This window comes from Bacillus sp. L381, assembly GCF_030284525.1.
In the GTDB taxonomy this organism is placed as follows: Bacteria; Bacillota; Bacilli; order Bacillales; family Bacillaceae; genus Bacillus; species Bacillus amyloliquefaciens.
In genome coordinates this window covers 2,103,585-2,120,803 of sequence record NZ_CP127224.1, presented here as the reverse complement: position 1 = coordinate 2,120,803, position 17,219 = coordinate 2,103,585, and the positions used below count along the sequence as shown (strand labels likewise).

30 protein-coding genes are annotated in these 17,219 nt (G+C 43.8%); all 30 read left to right on the top strand.

Features of this window, described 5'->3' with window-relative positions:
• Window positions 1-33 precede the first annotated feature (33 nt).
• The 30 genes from QRX25_RS10585 (at window position 34) to QRX25_RS10440 (ending at window position 17,217) form a co-directional block, all read left to right on the top strand.
• Entirely contained in the window at window positions 34-1,479 is a 1,446-nt protein-coding gene (locus tag QRX25_RS10585) for a DNA cytosine methyltransferase (RefSeq protein WP_212098210.1), read from the top strand.
• A 12-nt stretch (window positions 1,480-1,491) separates the two neighbouring features.
• Window positions 1,492-2,382 (top strand): hypothetical protein, encoded by an 891-nt coding sequence (locus QRX25_RS10580; RefSeq protein ID WP_212098206.1) that lies wholly within the window; start codon window positions 1,492-1,494, stop codon window positions 2,380-2,382.
• Window positions 2,383-2,495: 113 nt separating this feature from the next.
• Window positions 2,496-2,774: a hypothetical protein gene (locus QRX25_RS10575; protein WP_212098203.1), complete on the top strand. Its 279-nt coding sequence runs from the start codon at window positions 2,496-2,498 to the stop codon at window positions 2,772-2,774.
• Complete coding sequence (locus QRX25_RS10570) at window positions 2,771-3,046, top strand: DUF5052 family protein (RefSeq protein WP_212098200.1); 276 nt, start codon at window positions 2,771-2,773, stop codon at window positions 3,044-3,046. The genes QRX25_RS10575 and QRX25_RS10570 overlap by 4 nt, the downstream gene beginning before the upstream one ends.
• An 11-nt stretch (window positions 3,047-3,057) precedes the next feature.
• Window positions 3,058-3,516, top strand: coding sequence for a hypothetical protein (locus QRX25_RS10565; protein ID WP_212098197.1), 459 nt, complete (start codon window positions 3,058-3,060; stop codon window positions 3,514-3,516).
• A gap of 265 nt (window positions 3,517-3,781) precedes the next feature.
• Window positions 3,782-3,991: a hypothetical protein gene (locus QRX25_RS10560; RefSeq protein WP_212098194.1), complete on the top strand. Its 210-nt coding sequence runs from the start codon at window positions 3,782-3,784 to the stop codon at window positions 3,989-3,991.
• A gap of 4 nt (window positions 3,992-3,995) precedes the next feature.
• Window positions 3,996-4,196, top strand: coding sequence for a hypothetical protein (locus QRX25_RS10555; protein WP_212098191.1), 201 nt, complete (start codon window positions 3,996-3,998; stop codon window positions 4,194-4,196).
• The gene (locus QRX25_RS10550; RefSeq protein WP_212098188.1) at window positions 4,196-4,447 is read left to right on the top strand and encodes a hypothetical protein; all 252 of its coding nucleotides are present in this window, start codon (window positions 4,196-4,198) and stop codon (window positions 4,445-4,447) included. The genes QRX25_RS10555 and QRX25_RS10550 overlap by 1 nt, the downstream gene beginning before the upstream one ends.
• A 283-nt stretch (window positions 4,448-4,730) precedes the next feature.
• Window positions 4,731-4,937 (top strand): hypothetical protein, encoded by a 207-nt coding sequence (locus QRX25_RS10545; protein WP_212098185.1) that lies wholly within the window; start codon window positions 4,731-4,733, stop codon window positions 4,935-4,937.
• Window positions 4,934-5,161, top strand: coding sequence for a hypothetical protein (locus tag QRX25_RS10540; RefSeq protein WP_212098183.1), 228 nt, complete (start codon window positions 4,934-4,936; stop codon window positions 5,159-5,161). The genes QRX25_RS10545 and QRX25_RS10540 overlap by 4 nt, the downstream gene beginning before the upstream one ends.
• The gene (locus tag QRX25_RS10535; RefSeq protein ID WP_258415744.1) at window positions 5,161-5,283 is read left to right on the top strand and encodes a hypothetical protein; all 123 of its coding nucleotides are present in this window, start codon (window positions 5,161-5,163) and stop codon (window positions 5,281-5,283) included. Before QRX25_RS10540 ends, QRX25_RS10535 begins: the two co-directional genes overlap by 1 nt.
• Complete coding sequence (locus QRX25_RS10530) at window positions 5,280-5,552, top strand: hypothetical protein (protein ID WP_212098181.1); 273 nt, start codon at window positions 5,280-5,282, stop codon at window positions 5,550-5,552. The genes QRX25_RS10535 and QRX25_RS10530 overlap by 4 nt, the downstream gene beginning before the upstream one ends.
• A gap of 181 nt (window positions 5,553-5,733) precedes the next feature.
• The gene (locus tag QRX25_RS10525) at window positions 5,734-5,892 is read left to right on the top strand and encodes a hypothetical protein (RefSeq protein ID WP_212098179.1); all 159 of its coding nucleotides are present in this window, start codon (window positions 5,734-5,736) and stop codon (window positions 5,890-5,892) included.
• Window positions 5,889-6,329, top strand: coding sequence for a cell wall-binding protein YqgA (gene yqgA, locus QRX25_RS10520; protein WP_212098177.1), 441 nt, complete (start codon window positions 5,889-5,891; stop codon window positions 6,327-6,329). Before QRX25_RS10525 ends, yqgA begins: the two co-directional genes overlap by 4 nt.
• Window positions 6,330-6,343: 14 nt before the next feature.
• Window positions 6,344-6,538: a hypothetical protein gene (locus tag QRX25_RS10515; protein WP_212098175.1), complete on the top strand. Its 195-nt coding sequence runs from the start codon at window positions 6,344-6,346 to the stop codon at window positions 6,536-6,538.
• 152 nt (window positions 6,539-6,690) lie between these two features.
• Window positions 6,691-7,053, top strand: a complete 363-nt coding sequence (locus QRX25_RS10510; protein WP_212098173.1) for a YopX family protein — start codon at window positions 6,691-6,693, stop codon at window positions 7,051-7,053.
• A gap of 287 nt (window positions 7,054-7,340) precedes the next feature.
• Window positions 7,341-8,171, top strand: a complete 831-nt coding sequence (locus QRX25_RS10505; protein ID WP_212098170.1) for a poly-gamma-glutamate hydrolase family protein — start codon at window positions 7,341-7,343, stop codon at window positions 8,169-8,171.
• Window positions 8,172-8,179: 8 nt separating this feature from the next.
• On the top strand, window positions 8,180-9,934 hold the full coding sequence (locus QRX25_RS10500) for a right-handed parallel beta-helix repeat-containing protein (RefSeq protein ID WP_258415749.1): 1,755 nt from the start codon (window positions 8,180-8,182) through the stop codon (window positions 9,932-9,934).
• A gap of 3 nt (window positions 9,935-9,937) precedes the next feature.
• Complete coding sequence (locus QRX25_RS10495) at window positions 9,938-10,771, top strand: thymidylate synthase (RefSeq protein WP_212098166.1); 834 nt, start codon at window positions 9,938-9,940, stop codon at window positions 10,769-10,771.
• A gap of 58 nt (window positions 10,772-10,829) precedes the next feature.
• Window positions 10,830-11,225, top strand: coding sequence for a hypothetical protein (locus QRX25_RS10490; RefSeq protein WP_258415752.1), 396 nt, complete (start codon window positions 10,830-10,832; stop codon window positions 11,223-11,225).
• A gap of 48 nt (window positions 11,226-11,273) precedes the next feature.
• Window positions 11,274-11,660, top strand: a complete 387-nt coding sequence (locus QRX25_RS10485; protein ID WP_212098162.1) for a hypothetical protein — start codon at window positions 11,274-11,276, stop codon at window positions 11,658-11,660.
• A gap of 199 nt (window positions 11,661-11,859) precedes the next feature.
• Window positions 11,860-12,210: a hypothetical protein gene (locus QRX25_RS10480; protein WP_212098160.1), complete on the top strand. Its 351-nt coding sequence runs from the start codon at window positions 11,860-11,862 to the stop codon at window positions 12,208-12,210.
• Between the two features lie 13 nt (window positions 12,211-12,223).
• Window positions 12,224-12,529: a hypothetical protein gene (locus tag QRX25_RS10475; RefSeq protein WP_212098159.1), complete on the top strand. Its 306-nt coding sequence runs from the start codon at window positions 12,224-12,226 to the stop codon at window positions 12,527-12,529.
• Entirely contained in the window at window positions 12,526-13,125 is a 600-nt protein-coding gene (locus QRX25_RS10470; protein WP_212098156.1) for a terminase TerL endonuclease subunit, read from the top strand. Before QRX25_RS10475 ends, QRX25_RS10470 begins: the two co-directional genes overlap by 4 nt.
• Window positions 13,126-13,148: 23 nt before the next feature.
• Window positions 13,149-13,454, top strand: coding sequence for a hypothetical protein (locus tag QRX25_RS10465; protein WP_212098153.1), 306 nt, complete (start codon window positions 13,149-13,151; stop codon window positions 13,452-13,454).
• Window positions 13,447-13,818, top strand: coding sequence for a hypothetical protein (locus tag QRX25_RS10460; protein ID WP_212098151.1), 372 nt, complete (start codon window positions 13,447-13,449; stop codon window positions 13,816-13,818). Before QRX25_RS10465 ends, QRX25_RS10460 begins: the two co-directional genes overlap by 8 nt.
• A gap of 323 nt (window positions 13,819-14,141) precedes the next feature.
• Window positions 14,142-14,495 carry a hypothetical protein gene (locus tag QRX25_RS10455; protein WP_212098149.1) on the top strand — a complete coding sequence of 118 codons (354 nt, stop codon included), beginning with the start codon at window positions 14,142-14,144 and terminating at the stop codon, window positions 14,493-14,495.
• Window positions 14,496-14,772: 277 nt separating this feature from the next.
• Window positions 14,773-15,108 carry an HNH endonuclease gene (locus QRX25_RS10450; RefSeq protein ID WP_212098147.1) on the top strand — a complete coding sequence of 112 codons (336 nt, stop codon included), beginning with the start codon at window positions 14,773-14,775 and terminating at the stop codon, window positions 15,106-15,108.
• 80 nt (window positions 15,109-15,188) lie between these two features.
• Window positions 15,189-15,530, top strand: a complete 342-nt coding sequence (locus QRX25_RS10445; protein ID WP_212098145.1) for a P27 family phage terminase small subunit — start codon at window positions 15,189-15,191, stop codon at window positions 15,528-15,530.
• Window positions 15,511-17,217: a terminase large subunit gene (locus QRX25_RS10440; RefSeq protein ID WP_212098143.1), complete on the top strand. Its 1,707-nt coding sequence runs from the start codon at window positions 15,511-15,513 to the stop codon at window positions 17,215-17,217. The genes QRX25_RS10445 and QRX25_RS10440 overlap by 20 nt, the downstream gene beginning before the upstream one ends.
• Window positions 17,218-17,219 lie beyond the last annotated feature (2 nt).

Here is a 17,219-nt window from a genome sequence, read left to right as displayed (position 1 = left end):
AGATTGTTAAGTTCGAGCGGTAGGGGGCAGGTCATGATCAGTAAAACGAAAGAAATCATTGTTGACAATTTCGCCGGAGGAGGCGGAGCAAGTACGGGTATTGAATTGGCAACCGGTGTCTCGGTAGATATCGCTATTAACCACGACCCTGATGCTATTGCAATGCACATGGTAAATCATCCCGATACAAAGCATTATTGTGAGTCTGTTTGGGATGTGGACCCTCGAGAAGCGGCCGCCGGCAGGCCCATAGGTTTAGCCTGGTTCAGCCCCGACTGTAAGCACTTCTCTAAGGCGAAGGGTGGGAAACCAGTAGAAAAGAAAATACGCGGGCTAGCTTGGGTAGCTGTACGATGGGCCGCCACAGTGAGGCCGAGGGTTATCATGATGGAGAACGTAGAAGAGTTTCAGACGTGGGGCCCGCTGCGAAAAGACGGCCGACCGGATCCCGTGCAGAAAGGTCGTACATTCCGATCGTTTGTGAATGCGTTAAAGGTCCACGGATATAGTGTGGAGTGGAAAGAGCTCAGAGCCTGTGATTATGGTGCGCCGACAATACGAAAAAGGTTGTTCTTAATCGCTCGCTGTGACGGTAGGCCTATCATTTGGCCCGAACCAACACACGGAGATCCGGAAAGCGTAGCTGTTAAGACTGGAAAGCTGAAACCTTGGAAGACAGCTGCAGATATCATGGATTGGACGCTCCAAACAAAATCAATTTTCAACAGAAAAAAGCCTTTGTCTGAAAATACAATGCGGCGCATTGCCCGCGGCATCCAGCGTTTTGTTTTGAATAATCCTGATCCATTTATCATTAAAGTTAATCATTCTGGTGATTTTTTTAGAGGACAGAAACTTGATAAGCCCTTACAGACTGTAACAGCGAAAAATGGTTGGGGTGTAGTTGACCCAGTATTAATTCAAATGGGTTACGGTGATCCGGAAGGCCGGCGGGTGCTTGACCTGAAAAAGCCGCTCGGCACTATAACGGCAGGCGGCAATAAATTCGCCATTGCCACAAGTCACTTAATCAAGTTGCGCGGCACATGCAAGGACGGCCAAACGGTGACGAGCCCAATGCCGACCATAACAGCAGGCGGGCTGCACGTCGGTGAAGTCAGGGCTTTCTTGACGAAATATTACGGATCAGATATCGGGCAGGCTCTCGATAGCCCGCTGCATACAGTCACTACGAAAGACAGATTTGGGCTAATCACGATTAAAGGCGAAAACTATCAGATCGCTGACATTGGAATGCGAATGCTTCAGCCTCATGAACTATTCGCTGCTCAAGGATTCCCAGCGGGCTATGTGATTGATAGAGATGTGAACGGTGTGAAATATTCAAAAGCGAAACAAGTTGCGCGTTGCGGTAATGCTGTCCCGCCGCCCTTCGCCGAACAGCTGGTTCGTGCAAACTTACCAGAACTTTGCGGGCACGATGTGCCGATTTTTAGGGATAGTAAACAAGCAAACTAGGAGGCTGATTTTATGAATTTACCCGAGAAATTAGTAATCAACGGCATGCCGTATAAAGTTCTGCAGGTGGAAGGATTTATCGAAGAGGATCACAAAAGCGGCGTACAGCTGGGAGACATAAATCCATGGAAACAGCAAATACAAGTTTCGAAAGAAGCTGAGGGTGAGTACGCCGCGAAAGTCCTTTTACACGAAGCAATTCACGGAATCCTGAGCGAATATGGACTCGACCGGATAAACAACGAAAGGACGGTAAGCGTGTTGACTGCAGGGTTTTACGACTTTATAAAAGCAAATGATCTTAATTTTATACGAAAAGATACAGGGGCTAAGCCTAGCAAAAATCAAATTAAAGCAAAGCGCATTGCTCTTCTTGAGGGGAATGAGCTGGTTTTGCCGTCAGTTACAAGTTACAAAGATCCCCAGAAAAAGGTTTTAGATTTGTACCAGCAAACAGAAGAGAAACCAGTATCAGCTACAGAAGCGACAAAGCGATTCCGTGCCGCGCAGCAGGAAGAGAGCCGGTCACGGCAATTGCCGCTCCTTGGCTCCGGATCAACCGGCTTTTCGATCGCCGAGAGGCTTCAAGGTTCGTTTCTACAAACAGAGCAGGAGACTGCGGTACAGGAAACAGAGGAGATGTGTGAGAAGCAGGAACCTGAACACTGGAAAACTGGGGTCAAGAAAGAAAATGGAGAAAAATACTACAAAACGTACTACATCTGTCCAAACTGCGGTGACCGTAGTCGCAGGTACGTACTTTCGGAAAATGAGTACGTAAAGTGCCATGAATGCGATACAAAAATTAAGAAGATAGATGCTACAGCTAAGGGTTTCCCTGATCGTGATGCTTTCGGCAATTTTTTCAATGCATTTGATTTTTATGAGGAGGCCGATGCATGAATTCCCGGACATACCATCTGCTCGGCATTATCGGTAGCTCTGTGGCAATTGTCCTATCCGTAATTGCGTTAATTATGTCTCTAAATTAAAAACATTCAATGGAGGACTTCTTTATGAAAAAGACCGAACTTGTACAGGCATTCGAAAAAGCAACAGAATTGGGTGTCTCTTATATAGGAATTCGAGTCAGAATGAAAGGTTATCCGGATGACGAGTTGATTATAAACCCGATGCCGAATTTCTCAATGAAACTAGAATACTATCAGAAGGTTTATGCTGATGACCTTCAACACAGATTTTCTCCAGATGTCCGAATCATAGATGTAGCTTACGGCAATAGCCTCGCATTCATCGAAGAAGCCATTAAGCATAAAGGAGAGAACGCCCAATGAAAAAACGTATCACGTTAATAATTACTGCTGTTTTATTGCTTTGTGGTCTAGTTGGCTGTGAAACTTGGGATCGTGTCATGAAGGATACGAGTTCCAGTGTCAACGGGTTGAAACGTACAGCTGTCGTATATGATCAAAACGGAAATGTCATCAAGACATACAAAGGAAAGTTCGACGTTGAGATCAATGAATACGGTAATAAAGTGAAGTTCGATATAGACGGAAAGCGTGTCATGATTAACAACGCTGTTGTAATTGTGGAAGAGGACTGAAGGAGGTAGCGATGGAAACTAAGGACGTTTTTCTGAAGAAATTAACAATGGATTATCCGATTGACCTTGAAGAGGCCAGTGCAATTTTTGAAGCCGCGGATAAGGATCGCAACTATGCAAATAGAGCGGCCGCTCTCACGTTGTACGGAATAAACGCTGATAATGTCATTTACTTTCTGAAGGGACAATCTGAGATATTTCGAGATGCTGCCGTTCCTGAAGAACTCTTCCGCGCTTATCGAAGTAGTTGGACAAGCAAAGATTTTAGGGAAATCCAAGAGCAGTACGCGACAATAGCCTCGATTGTGGATAGTCAGGGAATCGAAGCTGCGTTGCTGGATCCAGAAAAGGCGACTATTACACTTTCGATGACTGATGATCCGACTTTAAAAAGCAGAATAACCGCTGCTCAGCATGCATACCAAAAGTTGCAGGTTATCCTGAAGCCTTACCGCGCAGGAAACCTATAGATAGGAGTCGTTGCTATGACGGTTGTTCTCGTGATTATAGCGTTAATTACGCTTGCTACGTATCCTCCCGAGGTTGCTCTATTCTGGGCTGTCTTATCTGCAGGGAGCATGGTTAGTGAAGCTATTGAAGACACAAAGAACAAGAATCATGTGTTAAAGTCTGCTCCAAAAACTCGAAGACCACCAAAGCCGCCTAGCCGAAATTAAAATGGGTAAGATTTTCTTGTACAGATAGTAGGGACTTAAATCGAAAGGGCGTTAGAGTATGAAAAAATACACAGACATTGAGCTTGAAATAATGAAAGAAGGAATAAAGAATGAATTACCTGCAATGGCGATTCTCATCCCAGAAGTGTCACAGGTCGCTATCCGGTTTTATGACGAATTTAAAAATAGCAACAAAGTCAATGAAAAAGACGTTGTTTCCTTAGCAGCCAAAATGACCGCAACCTTTCTTGGTATGGACGGCCGTTAACCATATGAAAGGCAGCGAGGCATTGCTCCGGGCGATCGCCGCGGAAGGTGGTACGATCGCCGCGGTCCGCTTGAATGAATGGATGAAGATGTTGCAAGGATCCGGGTTGGTCAAAGCTTCAATGAATCAAGACGATAACCTTTTCTACTGGGAGCTTACGGATAAAGCAAAGGCTTTTCTTAAAAAGAAGGGAGCGCTTAAATAATGGATTGGTACAAACTAGCGTTTTGCATACTGCTGGCCGGCCTGTTTGCGGCAAGTGTATACCTAGAATACAGAAATAAAAAGAAAATGCAAAAAGCTCTACAATTGATCACTGAGATTAGTGAATCTTATTCCAGCCGTTTAGAAACCCTGGATGAAATTATTAAGGATTACACAGAAGCTTATCAAAAAATGAAGAAACTTGAGAAGGAATCGGCGCTTCAGCAACAAACAAGGACGTTTCTACAATGATTTATATTGTTGTCGGAATTTTTAGTGTGCTTCTGGCCGTGTATTGTTGGATGTCTGTAACGGAGCGGAACATTAGGAAATGGGAGGATGAACGCTGATGAAACACCTCTACAAAGTAGGCGACTACATCTTCCTTACACACTTTAAGAAGGTTGTGCAGCTCAAAAAAGACCACATGGTTCGCACAGCTTATGATGCAAAGACTGCTGTTCGGCCCGCTACAGATAAAGAAATCAAAAAGTTTCAGCAAAAGCGGAGAATATAGGGCTCTATGAAAAGGGGAATGAGCTACATTATAAAAATTGGTGAATATTACTACGTAAAAGATTACAGGTTCTATTCCGCCACCGGAGACATCGCAGTTTTAGCGACTGATAAGGTTCAAGAGGCTTATGTATGGAATGAATACGCTGACGGTACAGTTAATTCACTTGCAGTGTTAATTAACGGTCAAGTTGTACCTATGGAACAGAAGGAGGGCGCGGAGTGATGTTTAAACTGTTTTATCGCAGGTACGGGGAGGTTAACCGCTTAGAGTGCCAAACAAGAGGAGAAGCTTACCGCGAAGCTAATTACATTACCGGCTATGGACTAGGCTGTGTGGATTGCATAACAGATGAAAATAACGTGATTATATATGACGGATTGCGAAATGTGCTCGATGTAACTTCGAACCGAAAAGGCGAAGTTTATGAAGCGGAGGGGGCGGAGTGATGGAAGATATTATTTGCCCTAGCTGTGGCGAAAGTGAATTAGAACTATGGCATATGGACATTTACGAATGCCCGGAGTGCGGGGCTATGATTCCCGGTGAAGTACTGGAGGACGCGGAATGACTACCAAAAAAGTTAAAAAAGTAACAGTCGAAATTACAGCAGAAAAGGGAATTGTCCGCCTGTTCAGCGCAGATGGGGAAGAAATCAACAGATCAGAGACCGTCCATTCTTCCCCCGGAGGGACTACAACATCTTTTGACAAGGGTGATTTTGAGACGATGGATGACGAAGTGCTTTCGGAAGAACTGTGGTTTGCGATAGAACAAAACTTTTTTGTATACCATGTACTCAAAGCTTTACACATCGACGCTCAGGAGGGCGCGGAATGAGGTTTGCATTTAGAGTGTTGATAATTCTCATGATGTCAGTCATTGCTAATTCCATAGGAGCAATTCTGGATCAGTATTTCGACAATCAGAGTTTGAGATTAAATTGTGTGGCAGTTGCCGCAGTTATCAGTGGGTACTTGGTTCGTGGATGGTGGCCGCCGGAAGAGAAGGAGGGTGCGGAGTGATGGAATGTCCCGATTGTGAAGGTACAGGGTACGATACATGGTTTGATGGAAATGTGAAAATGCAGGACCGTGATGTCCCATGCTCTAATTGCGGCGGACATGGAGAGATTGAAGAAATCATTGAATACAAAAAGAAACTGGGGGAAGAAGCATGAGAAAACTATTCAAATCAATCATTCTATCAGCAGCATTACTTATGGGAGCGACGGCCGTTGCGCCGCCTGCTTCCGCCGCATGGTCGCCGTGGGGAAATTACAAAGGCGGCACGATGCGCGTATACACGGACGCGACGACGTACACAGCGAGAGCGGCCACGATCGACTATAAAATCGAGAAGAAAGGCAGTAAGAAATACTATTACAAAGCGATCCTGTACAAATGGACTGATTCCGGTTTGATCCATACAGGACAGGTAAGTTCAGGCTCATTCACAAACTCAACACCGTTAAAAAGTTTTAGTGTGACCTCGGCCCGAAGAAATTGCGGAAACGGAACGTACATCATCAAGTACAATCTGTATGCTAAATCAAACTGGACTGGATACGTAGGAAGCCCGACGAGTTCCGGATTTTTCATCACATACAATATGTAGGAGGTAAAAAGAGAGTGGAAGAAAGATGTTATTTAGAAATGGGTTACGAAGAAATAGGGAGACTTGACGGAGTTAAATACTTAGGGAAAATGACTGTTACTGGGGATCTGTTTTATGTGTCTATTGTCGGAGGTCATTCGGTCGGACACCCTGTCTCTATGAGAAGAGCGGAGATCGATTTGTTTCAGCAGTTTATGGATCGGAAGTAATCAATGATATTCACTGTGTTCTAAATTTCGTGTGTAACAAGTTTTATTATATGAAAAACATAAAAACAAATACGGAAATCGGCGCAGGTTAGCTTAATAAGGCGGCATTAATTAACGTTAGAAATGACATCATTTATGGAGGGCGATGTGAAATGAATATCATCAAAATCCGGTATGCATTCCGGCATAAGAAGACAAATGAAATTGTCTTGCATTATTACACCTTGAGCGAAATTGAATTTTTCGGCGAGACAATCTACTCAGGTAAATCAAACTATGAGCTGGTCAGCCGGGATGTTTGGACAGGCAAAAAGCTTATGGGAAAAGAAGTATATGCCGGAGATATTATCAGTTATAAATCACACGGACGGGTGTTTAATCTAGTCGTTAAATGGTCAGACGATGATGCTGGTTTTTATGCGGGTGGAATACGCTGGGATTTTGTTCAAATGAATGGTGAGTTAATCGGCAACGTGCATCAGAATCCTGAATGGCTAGGTAGTGCAACGAAATGAGTTTAAAAAAAGAAGAATTGCATGGATACCACTGCGATGACTGTGAAGAATGGACGTTTATCAAAAGTCTCAAGTATCCGGCAAGTGTCCATTGCGCGTACTGCGGCGTTCAAGGTCTTGCGATAACATCTGAAGATTTAAAAAAACTCATAACCTGAGTGAAGGGAGGCATTGAAAGGAGGTGATGAATTATGTAACCCATGTAGAGAAAAATTTAACACTCAAAAAGTTTCGATGGAAGTTACGTCACTGGAGAAAGTAAAAATTAAAGATGGAGCGTGGTATGTGTGGTTCAAAACAAAAACAGAATAGCGGCACCCTCAAAAAAGGTTAAGGGGGCAGAGAAGGGGAGCTTTGGCGGGCCATCCCTTCTCTACCAAGCACTTCGCAGAGGCGCGAAGCTATATAAGTATAGCATGCTCCTACTCATTTTTTCAATGGTGTTTACCGGATTCGGTATTACATCCGGCGGGAACGATGCACTAGCTGCGGACAAGTATCAAAATTTTGAGGACTTGAGGGCAAATGAGGATCCCGGTAATTACAATATTTTCACTAAGGATATCGAGACCCCAGTATTAATTCTCGCGCCTCACGGTGGCGGTATAGAGGGCGGTACAAGTGAGCTAGCAAGAGAGCTCAGTGGCTCGTACTCTACTTATCTCTTTGAGGCGCTAAAAGTACCAGGTGCTTCCGACCTGCATATTACAAGCACCCACTTCGATGAACCTCAAGCGCTGGGTATGCTGGGCAGGCATGATCTGACTATCTCGCTTCACGGCTATGCTTCAAGCGAAAAGCATACGTTAGTAGGCGGGACGGACCGAGAGTTGGCCGCAAAAATGACAGATGCCCTTAACATTGGAGGCTTTTCTGCAGAGTTGCTGACGAGCAATGCACCGTTAGCCGGTACCAGCCCGAATAACATTGCAAACAGAAACCGTACAGGGAAAAGTATTCAGCTTGAAATAAGTACAGAACAGCGGCGATCGATGTTTGACAAATTTTCTATAACCGGACGAGCCGGCTCGAAAAACGCGGAGTTCTATCAATTTACTGATCTCATCGCGAAATTCATTGATGAAAACGTAAATGAAAAGGCGGGTGACCGTCGATGAACAATCCCGTGAATCAATTACGATACTCGCTCTCTATCGATCCTGAAGACTGGGGAATAAATTCGAATGGCGAAAATCCAGCAGAAACTACCCAGGGGTTCAATGACGCTGTTCAATATGCGGCGCAGCAGTCATTAAGTCATGTTTACATTCCTAAAGGGGATTATTTGATCGATGCCGTGAGCAAGTTCGGACGGCTTCCGGAGTTCGGCGGCGGGATTCGCATACCGTCCAACATGGAAATTGAAATGCACCCGGAGGCGCGGTTTCGTGTTCTTCCTAATAGCTCGCAGGGTTATTCCTGCTTTTATGTAGGAAAGGCTGAGAATGTCAAAATAAGCGGCGGGAAAATCATCGGTGATCGGGACCTGCACGATTATACGGTTCCAGAGGGGAGTTTGAAAAAGACCCATGAGTGGGGTTTCGGGATCCATATTCACGGCAGTCGAAATGTATTAATCGAACATGTTCATATTTCTGACTGTATAGGGGATAACATTTGGATCGCGGCCGATGGCATGATGAACTGGTCGGGAACCTATACGCCGGCCAAAAGCGTAACAGTGAAGAAATGCGTTTTAGCCCGGGGACGCAGAAACAATTTAGCGACGAACGGATGTGAAGGGTTGCTTGTGGAAGATAACGACATTGAGGAAGCGGGCGGGGCCGAGATAGGCCCGCAGCTCGGAATCGATCTCGAGGGCTACGGGGATAAAGGAATCAAATACGATCACCCGTATGAACTAAGAATTGTAGGGAACAGGTTTAGGAACAATGGACGGGGAGCATTCCGAGCCCACACGAGCGGGAAAGTAATTGTTGAAGGTAATTTTAGCGATGACGTTTTTTCTTACGGTTACAGCACAGACGTGCTCATCAAAGGTAACCACATCATAAATGAGAGTGGGAGATTGAAAGATTACGGGATTGACTCTATAGGCGTTTCAAGTACTGAGACCGGTAACCGCGTGAACATTTCCGGCAATACCATCCGCGGTTTCAGAACCGGTATTTGCGCCAGAGGTAAAGGAGTCATTGTCACCGAAAATACGTTGGAGGAAATTACATCAGTAGCAATTCATGCGTACCAGTGTGAAGACGTTCTTATAACGGGTAATCGTATTGACGGTAACTGTATTCATTTTCAAGTGCAGTTAGGTCTCGACGTAACGATCAGTAACAATAAAAGTAAGGGATCCTCAGATAAATATACCATCAAGCTAATGGATTCCGACACTGTTTCACTTAGTAACAACAAAACAAGAGGATATGGAGGCCTGTATTGTGAGCGGTCTACAGGAGTCCAAGCTATGAGGAATGACTTCACACTAACCGCTTCTGGTTACGGTGTTTTCTGGGAAAAGCAAAGTGAAGTTCATTTAGAAGGGAACATCATAAGAAACGCTCAAAATACCGCAATTCTTGGGTATGCCGACCGCTACATTAGTTTCATCCGCGATAACCGAATCATTGACTGTAAGGCTATTATCGCACTTCACCTTATAGGCGGCCGAGCTCATTCTATTTTTGGGAATACCTTGTTGTTCAATAGGACAAAGGATCAAGGTTATGGGGTGTACTTAGACGGTACAGACGGAACGCGGTTAATTCAAAATGAGATCCATTCCGTGAGTGATAAGAAACTGACATATTCGTTTTACACAGAAAAAGCTAACAGCTCAGAGCTAATATACAACACATATAGCTGCGGGGTAGTTAAAACGGCCGAGAATGATTTGTTAATTGAATACACTAGGAGGTAAGGCATGGCGGACCAACAGTATTTCGATTTATGTGAAACAGTAAAACAATCTGGTGTAGTAAAAGAAGATCGAACAGGAACCGGGACTATATCTTATTTTGGGTATCAAATGCGTTTTGACCTGCAGAAAGGCTTTCCGCTGCTCACAACGAAAAAGTTGCATTTTAAATCAATCGCACACGAATTGTTGTGGTTTCTTCGGGGTGATACCAACACGGAATATCTTACGGAAAACGGAGTCCGCATCTGGAACGAATGGGCTGATGAAAACGGAGAACTCGGTCCGATTTACGGCAAGCAATGGCGCAGCTGGGAAAGCCTAGAAATAAAAAAATCACATGGACTGAAGATTGTAGAGGGGAATTCTATTGATCAAATCAGGAACGTAATCAATCAGATACGGACAAACCCGGACAGCCGCCGGCATATCGTCAACGCGTGGAATACTGGAGATCTCGAGAAAATGGCGTTACCTCCTTGTCACTTGCTGTTTCAGTTTTACGTAGCAAACGGGCAGTTGTCCTGTCAGTTGTACCAGCGGTCGGCCGATATTTTTCTAGGCGTTCCATTTAACATCGCGTCATATGCGTTACTCACTCATATGATCGCACACGTTACCGGGCTGCAGGTAGGGGAGTTTATTCATACAATTGGTGACGCTCATATCTATCAGAACCATTTGGAACAGATCGAATTGCAGATGAAAAGAAAGCCGCGACGTTTACCGCGACTGGATATCAATCGTACTGTGACGGATATTGACGACTTTTGTTTTGAAGATTTCGAGGTTCACAGGTATGACCCACATCCTCATATCAGCGGAAAGGTGTCAGTTTAATTAAATAAAGGCGTGTTTCTACGTGAAGCACGCTTTAAAACGAGAGGAGCAGCCGATGATGAGCGAGAAAGGACAGCATACATTGCATATGTGTGTAGTTGACGAATATATCGGGTCCGAAGTGCCGCCTTATCTCCGCAAAGAAAGGCAGCGCTGGATCGAAGGTCTTGCGTGGATATGCGTAGGGCATTCGTGTAATGCGAGCGATATTAGCAAAGAAGAGGCGATGAGGTACATCGAAAAGGCCAGCGAGGAAATGGGTCTTGTAGATGCTGCAACTTCACTCAAGGCACTATTACATCAACCTTATTTCGGAGGCTGCCAGAGTATCGCGGACTTCATCGCGAAAATTAACCGAGACATGGACGGAATGGAAAGCAAAGAGAAATTCCGGTTCCTATACGAGAACGTCGGTACAATGGCGTTTCGTTTCGTGTGGGTCTTAATTAAATAAAGTTACAACATATCATGCAGGTTTAGATCAAGAGAGGGGCCCGGACGAATGAAGATAAACATAAAAAGGATCGAGCGTTTGGAAGTTGAGAACGTCTATAACGGGGACTGCTTATTGACATCGTTTGCTTTCGGTATGAGAGTCGAAGCTATTATCGAATTCGATTCCGGAAATCGTGCGGAAGTTGATTTCGAGTTTCCTAAAGCTATTGATTTCTCATTCGCTGAAGCTGAGCGAATGATACGGAAGGAGTTATCAGACGAATCGGACAACAATGAGGGCCCGGTAAGCATAGCAGAAGCTGCCGCGAATCTAGCCGAGGCCGCACAATCTGAAGACGACGTTGACACAAGCAGGCTTAAAACAGGACTAGCAGAAGGATTCAAAAAATATGTCGGCGCATTAGATGCCGCTGCACGAAAGAGGAAACACTAAATGCGAGCGATATGCAAAACCACGTCTGGAGAAACAATCGCCTTAACAGGTTCCGCGGTAAAAATTTTGCGTGAACATATAACTCAAGGTTCCGAAAATAAAATTAGCCCTGCGATTCCGCTAGGGTGGATCACAATTGGAAATACCGCTGTGAACTTCGCAAACGTAGAAACAGTGTTTTTCGAAGAAGGTGAGCGGGATGAAAGGGTTTGACATAAGAGGGCGGATTCAATTAAATGACTGCACGTACTTAACGATAGAAGCAAGTGATAGTGTAATCGAACAGCTGAGACGACACTTCGAAGATCCTGATTTTAGTTTTGATGAAGTTGAAAAGATTTGTTATCGCTTTTACCGAGTGCAGCGTGATTACCCGGAAAAAAATCTTTACGGAAGTAGTGATCTAGTAGTGCCAAGAGATCCTGTATTATCATTGGATGACCGATACAAACCAGGATTCTTGTATGACCGGTACCTACCTGAAAGCCTTTATTTACGCTTAGACAGCGACGGTGTTTACGCTCACTCTTTTGGCGCATTATCTTGGTGAAAGAAGGTCAAATATGGATACGACAAAAACTAAACAGTTCCGGCAAAGATTCATCTTATTCGGGTATTGGTGCTTTTACCCATCAGGCGGTATGAACGACGCAGTTCTATATTTCTCAACACCGGAAGAGCTGGAAACATATCTTAATCAAGAAATAAGTAAAGAGTACAATGATTTATATGATCACTATCAAATATTAGACACAGTCAGTGGGATCATTACGTTATTTGAGGGTGAAGATATCACGCATTTTATGGAGGACGGTATAAACCGCTGGCTGGAGGATATCCAATATGAGAATGGAGACGATAAGAAATGACAGACAAGCGCGTAACCATCGAACAAGTAATAGGCGGTTTTTACCATGCAAATACGAATGACTTTACAAGCGCAGTAATTGAGATTTTAAAATCTGACGGGAGTGTAGACGTATTTCACCGCTCCTGGATTACGGCGGAAGCTTTATATAATCATACAGACTTAGTCCGTGATGACATACGGGAGTTATACCGTGAAGATACCTTTGAGCTGGTACATTCTAAATACTTAGACTATACATTCGTGTCTGACTGGTTCGTGGAATACAAAGAGAAAATCCCAATTAAAGCGATTGGTTACGATCCTTATAACGGAACTGCGCTTGCTAATCACTTAAAAGATCTTGGATTCAATACGATTCCGATACGGCAAGTAGCATTAACTTTAAATAAACCTACTGAGCATCTGATCCGAATTGAATCAGCAGGAAAAATAACATTTGATAACATGATGCGCTGGTATTTCTCGAATGTTGAAATAAAGAGCGATAAAAATACAAATCATTTTCCCGGTAAAAAGAAGCGAACGTGTAGCATCGCTGGGTTTAATGCCTTAATAAACGCACACGCCGCGGCCCTCTTCTGGGTGACGGTTTAATTAACGAGAGGGGCTTCAGATATATGAAGGTTAACTGCGATACATGTAACAAGTCGTTTGACGTTTGGGCTCAAGAAAGGCAGCGCGGCAAAGGTATCGTGGAGACATTCTTCGTCTGTCCGCATTGCAAACGGCATTATACATCAGCTGTTACGAACCATGAAATCAGAAAGAAGATAGCCGCTCTGAAAGTACTCTGGGAAATCGAGGGACCGCCAACCGATAAAGAGGCGCGGAAACGATACGACGCCAAGGCTGCAAAACTTAAAACGACAATCGATCAGAAGATGGCCGAACTCAAACGAAAGGTGTGCGGTAAGAATGAATGAAAACCAGGGAACACAACTGCAGGATATTAATTCGTTGGTCGAGCAAATAAAGACGGCTTTAGAAAGTGTAAGAGCTGAGGGGAAAAGGCCGCCAGATGAAATATTGATAAGTACTGATATTAAGGAAATGCTTGAGTCTGAATCCGGTTATCAAGCCACACGAGTTCGAAGTCCAAAAACAGCTTTTGGTATCCCTATCGCCGAAGCTGAGATTAACGAACCGTTTATGTTCTGCTGGATAGCCACTTGTTTACCATGTAATGCAATAGATAACCCGGAAAAAAGAAAGAGGATATACGAAAGCAGCGCCTCGTTAATATTACTTGATGAATATGTAAGGTCAAGAAAACAAAACGAGCAGTAAACAGGAGTAATCGAAAGAAAACGAGAGGTTCGTAACTAGTATAACTGAGTTTCCGAAATGCCGGAACACGAGGGAATATGGACGAATATCAGAACTCCAGTAAAAATATATTCTTTGCGGTTTTTACGAGGGGGGTATACAGAGTTGAAAAACTCCAGTGAATAAAAACGAAAGAACAATAACCCCCTAAAAGAATTATATACACTATATATAAATAAATAATACATTATATTAATTTTATTATTATTTATTATATGTAGTTATTAATTATTAATAACTAAGAGGTGGTCTTTTTGGAAGGGAATGTCCGTGTGGAGGATTTCATGAGCAAGAGCACTATCAAGAAGCTATTAGAAAACTATACAGAGCTCGCTGCCGGGGAGCGGCCGGACGACGTTGTATCCTCTGGGGGACCGAAGGCATACGACGGCGTGACTGGAACGCAGCTGAATAAAATCATGCTGGACTCAGCTATCGAGAACTTGCCGCCGACTATCCGCTCCTGTGTTAAATGTAGGTATGTATACAAACTGCCGATGAGCTTGGCTATTGATACACTTGGCATCCCAAAGAAAGCCTATTACAAAGGATGCAGTAAAGCTGTTGATTTGATTTATAAGGAACTCAATGGGAAGTCTGCTAACGCAAAGGCTTTCCTAGAAAAAATTATAAAATAATGCTTGACAAAACAGGGGATTCAACGTATTATTTGTGGTAAGGTGGTATTACTATGTGAACCACAGAGTGCGAAGAACATTCTTATATATAATAATTGATAAGCGTCCATTTGATGGGCGCTTTTTTTATTGGGGTGATAACTTTGATTGTCTTATGTGAGGGCTGCGGCAAGCAGTTGGACAGGCGTGAGATACCTAATTGGAGATACTTCTGTGATGACGAGAAGTGCCGGCAGGCTGCGCACGAAGCGCACCTCAAGTCGTTAGGTGACACCAAGTGAATTACTATGACAAGCATAAGAGAGACCGGCAGTCACGTTCCTTTTACAAGAGTAAGGAGTGGCAAAGGTGCCGGCAGTTTGTTCTAAGGAGAGACAACTACCTATGTCAAGACTGCCTAAAGAACAAGCGGATCACTCAAGCCGATACTGTACATCACATCGATGAATTGAAAGACCATCCGGAAAAAGCGTTAGACGAGGCCAATCTGATTTCCTTATGTTTCAGTTGTCATAACAAGCGTCACCCGGAAAAGGGCTGTAGAAGCGGCGGAGAAACGCCTAAGAAGCGGAGAATAAATATCTATGTAGAAAAGGCCAATCCGGAAGTATAGCCCCCCCTACCCTTAAATGTGCTTATTCAGAATTAAGGGACCGGGCGGGGCCCGTCGCTCACACCGCGCCGAAATTTTTCATGAAAGGGGGGTACTTACCCATGGAAAGAAAAAAGACATTCGAGCGGATAAAACGGTACTTAGGCGAATCTTATCAAGAATCGGACGACGAACTGATTCACATTTATTGTGATACGTACGAATTTTATTGCAGATTACGTGATGAAGTATCGAAATCCAAATTAATGATGCAGCACACGAATAAAGCGAAAGAGACAAATCTGGTAAAGAATCCGTTGGTCATCGAACTAACAAAAGCTACGCAAACGCTGAATAACTTGCTGAGATCGCTCGGCCTGACAGCGGCACAACGCAAAACAGTGCTGAAAGAAGGCGATAGTGATGAATTACCTGATTACTAAGCCGAGTGATACGCTTTTAACGCACTTGTATGCGGAAGAAGTGATCCAAGGTGATATTTTAGCGAGTAAAAAGGTTATCTTAGCTTGTAAACGACACATGAAGGATTTAGACCGCGCCGGAACCGAGGGTTTTCCTTGGGTGTTTGATGAAGAAAGGGCACATAACCCGATTAGATTTATGGAGAAGTTTTGTAAACCGTCCCAAGGTGACTTTAGTTCGCTAGTACTGCAGCCTTGGCAGCATTTTATTGTTGGGTCATTATGCGGCTGGGTGCATAAAGACACTGGAGTTCGTCGGTTTAGAGAAGGTTTAGTCTTTATCGGGCGAAAAAACGGTAAAACAACCATGATTTCAGCACTTTCAAACTACTTTTTGATGGCAGACAAGGAGCCTGGAGCTCGGATATATTTATTGTCAAATGCCAAGGAGCAGGCTAGACTTCTTTTTGATGAATCGAAAGCCATGGTCGACAGTTCGCCAGTCTTAGAGAAACGGTTGTTGAACTTACGTGACGCAATAAAGCACCCAAAGTCAAAGTCGAAAATCGAGCCGCGCGCCAGTGACAGTAAAAAGCTTGACGGTTTAAATACGCATCTCGCTGTATTCGATGAAATCCACGAATTTGTTGATTATAAACTCATAAATGTTATAAAAAAGTCACGTGGATCACGGAAACAACCTTTAATTCTTTATATAACAACGGCGGGGTACCAGCTAGACGGTCCGCTGGTTAATTATTATGAGCAAGGCGCTGACGTTTTGGACGGTGTTTTTCCTGACGAGCGAACGTTTTATTACCTAGCGGAGCTTGATTCTGCTGAAGAATTCGATAAACCTGAAACTTGGGTAAAAGCGAATCCAAGTATGGGTCTGTCTTTAAACCTAGAAATTCTCAAAGAGGACTGGGAAAAAGACAAAAGGACGCCAGAAGAAAGGCTCGATTTCATAACAAAGCAGTTTAACTGGTTCTCGAGATCATCGGATTTGTCTTACCTGGATTATGAAACAATACAGAAAAACAAAAAAGTGATAGACATAAACGAATTGAAAGGTAAGGCCTGCACAGGAGCTTATGACCTTTCAGAGACTGAAGACTTTACGAGCGCGTGTCTTGAATTCCCTCTGCCGGAAACGGGAGAGATTTTTGTGTTGTCTCATTCATGGATCCCTCGTAAAAAAGTCCTGGCAGACAACGAGAAAATACCATATACGGAATGGGCAGAGCAGGGTTTACTAACGATAACAAAGCATGATTATGTTCAATACGAGCTGGTATATGACTGGTTTATCGAACAAGCTCAAAAGTACCAAATAGACCTAATCAAATACGACAGAGCAAACGCCTTCAGACTCAACAAAGATTTAGAGGCTTATGGTTTCAAAACGGAAAAAGTTCGTCAAGGATTTGAAACTCTGAGTCCTGCTATGAAAGATTTAAAACATTTGTTTATTGACGGCAAGGTAATATCGAATCAAAATCAGCTGCTTCGGTGGTATATCAACAATGTTAAGCTCGTCAAAGACAGAAACGGGAATTTAATGCCTACAAAACAGAACAGGTATCGCAAAATTGACGGGTTTGCGGCTCTGTTGAATGCTCATACAAACGTAATGACGGATCTCACTACGCCGGTCTCTACCGGAAATGTCAAGGTGTGGTCAATCAAAGAATTGATGGGGAGGTGACA

Bases quoted from the DNA above. Each gene is read 5' to 3' on its own strand.
- QRX25_RS10580 (WP_212098206.1), top strand. From the start codon at position 1,492: ATGAATTTACCCGAGAAATTAGTAATCAACGGCATGCCGTATAAAGTT.
- QRX25_RS10485 (WP_212098162.1), top strand. From the start codon at position 11,274: ATGAAGATAAACATAAAAAGGATCGAGCGTTTGGAAGTTGAGAACGTC.
- QRX25_RS10495 (WP_212098166.1), top strand. From the start codon at position 9,938: ATGGCGGACCAACAGTATTTCGATTTATGTGAAACAGTAAAACAATCT.
- QRX25_RS10550 (WP_212098188.1), top strand. From the start codon at position 4,196: ATGGATTGGTACAAACTAGCGTTTTGCATACTGCTGGCCGGCCTGTTT.
- QRX25_RS10490 (WP_258415752.1), top strand. From the start codon at position 10,830: ATGAGCGAGAAAGGACAGCATACATTGCATATGTGTGTAGTTGACGAA.
- QRX25_RS10545 (WP_212098185.1), top strand. From the start codon at position 4,731: ATGAGCTACATTATAAAAATTGGTGAATATTACTACGTAAAAGATTAC.
- QRX25_RS10555 (WP_212098191.1), top strand. From the start codon at position 3,996: ATGAAAGGCAGCGAGGCATTGCTCCGGGCGATCGCCGCGGAAGGTGGT.
- QRX25_RS10560 (WP_212098194.1), top strand. From the start codon at position 3,782: ATGAAAAAATACACAGACATTGAGCTTGAAATAATGAAAGAAGGAATA.
- QRX25_RS10570 (WP_212098200.1), top strand. From the start codon at position 2,771: ATGAAAAAACGTATCACGTTAATAATTACTGCTGTTTTATTGCTTTGT.
- QRX25_RS10480 (WP_212098160.1), top strand. From the start codon at position 11,860: ATGAAAGGGTTTGACATAAGAGGGCGGATTCAATTAAATGACTGCACG.
- QRX25_RS10445 (WP_212098145.1), top strand. From the start codon at position 15,189: ATGAAAGGGGGGTACTTACCCATGGAAAGAAAAAAGACATTCGAGCGG.
- QRX25_RS10535 (WP_258415744.1), top strand. From the start codon at position 5,161: ATGGAAGATATTATTTGCCCTAGCTGTGGCGAAAGTGAATTAGAACTA.
- QRX25_RS10440 (WP_212098143.1), top strand. From the start codon at position 15,511: ATGAATTACCTGATTACTAAGCCGAGTGATACGCTTTTAACGCACTTG.
- QRX25_RS10530 (WP_212098181.1), top strand. From the start codon at position 5,280: ATGACTACCAAAAAAGTTAAAAAAGTAACAGTCGAAATTACAGCAGAA.
- QRX25_RS10510 (WP_212098173.1), top strand. From the start codon at position 6,691: ATGAATATCATCAAAATCCGGTATGCATTCCGGCATAAGAAGACAAAT.
- QRX25_RS10565 (WP_212098197.1), top strand. From the start codon at position 3,058: ATGGAAACTAAGGACGTTTTTCTGAAGAAATTAACAATGGATTATCCG.
- QRX25_RS10475 (WP_212098159.1), top strand. From the start codon at position 12,224: ATGGATACGACAAAAACTAAACAGTTCCGGCAAAGATTCATCTTATTC.
- QRX25_RS10460 (WP_212098151.1), top strand. From the start codon at position 13,447: ATGAATGAAAACCAGGGAACACAACTGCAGGATATTAATTCGTTGGTC.
- QRX25_RS10585 (WP_212098210.1), top strand. From the start codon at position 34: ATGATCAGTAAAACGAAAGAAATCATTGTTGACAATTTCGCCGGAGGA.
- QRX25_RS10455 (WP_212098149.1), top strand. From the start codon at position 14,142: ATGAGCAAGAGCACTATCAAGAAGCTATTAGAAAACTATACAGAGCTC.
- QRX25_RS10470 (WP_212098156.1), top strand. From the start codon at position 12,526: ATGACAGACAAGCGCGTAACCATCGAACAAGTAATAGGCGGTTTTTAC.
- yqgA (WP_212098177.1), top strand. From the start codon at position 5,889: ATGAGAAAACTATTCAAATCAATCATTCTATCAGCAGCATTACTTATG.
- QRX25_RS10575 (WP_212098203.1), top strand. From the start codon at position 2,496: ATGAAAAAGACCGAACTTGTACAGGCATTCGAAAAAGCAACAGAATTG.
- QRX25_RS10465 (WP_212098153.1), top strand. From the start codon at position 13,149: ATGAAGGTTAACTGCGATACATGTAACAAGTCGTTTGACGTTTGGGCT.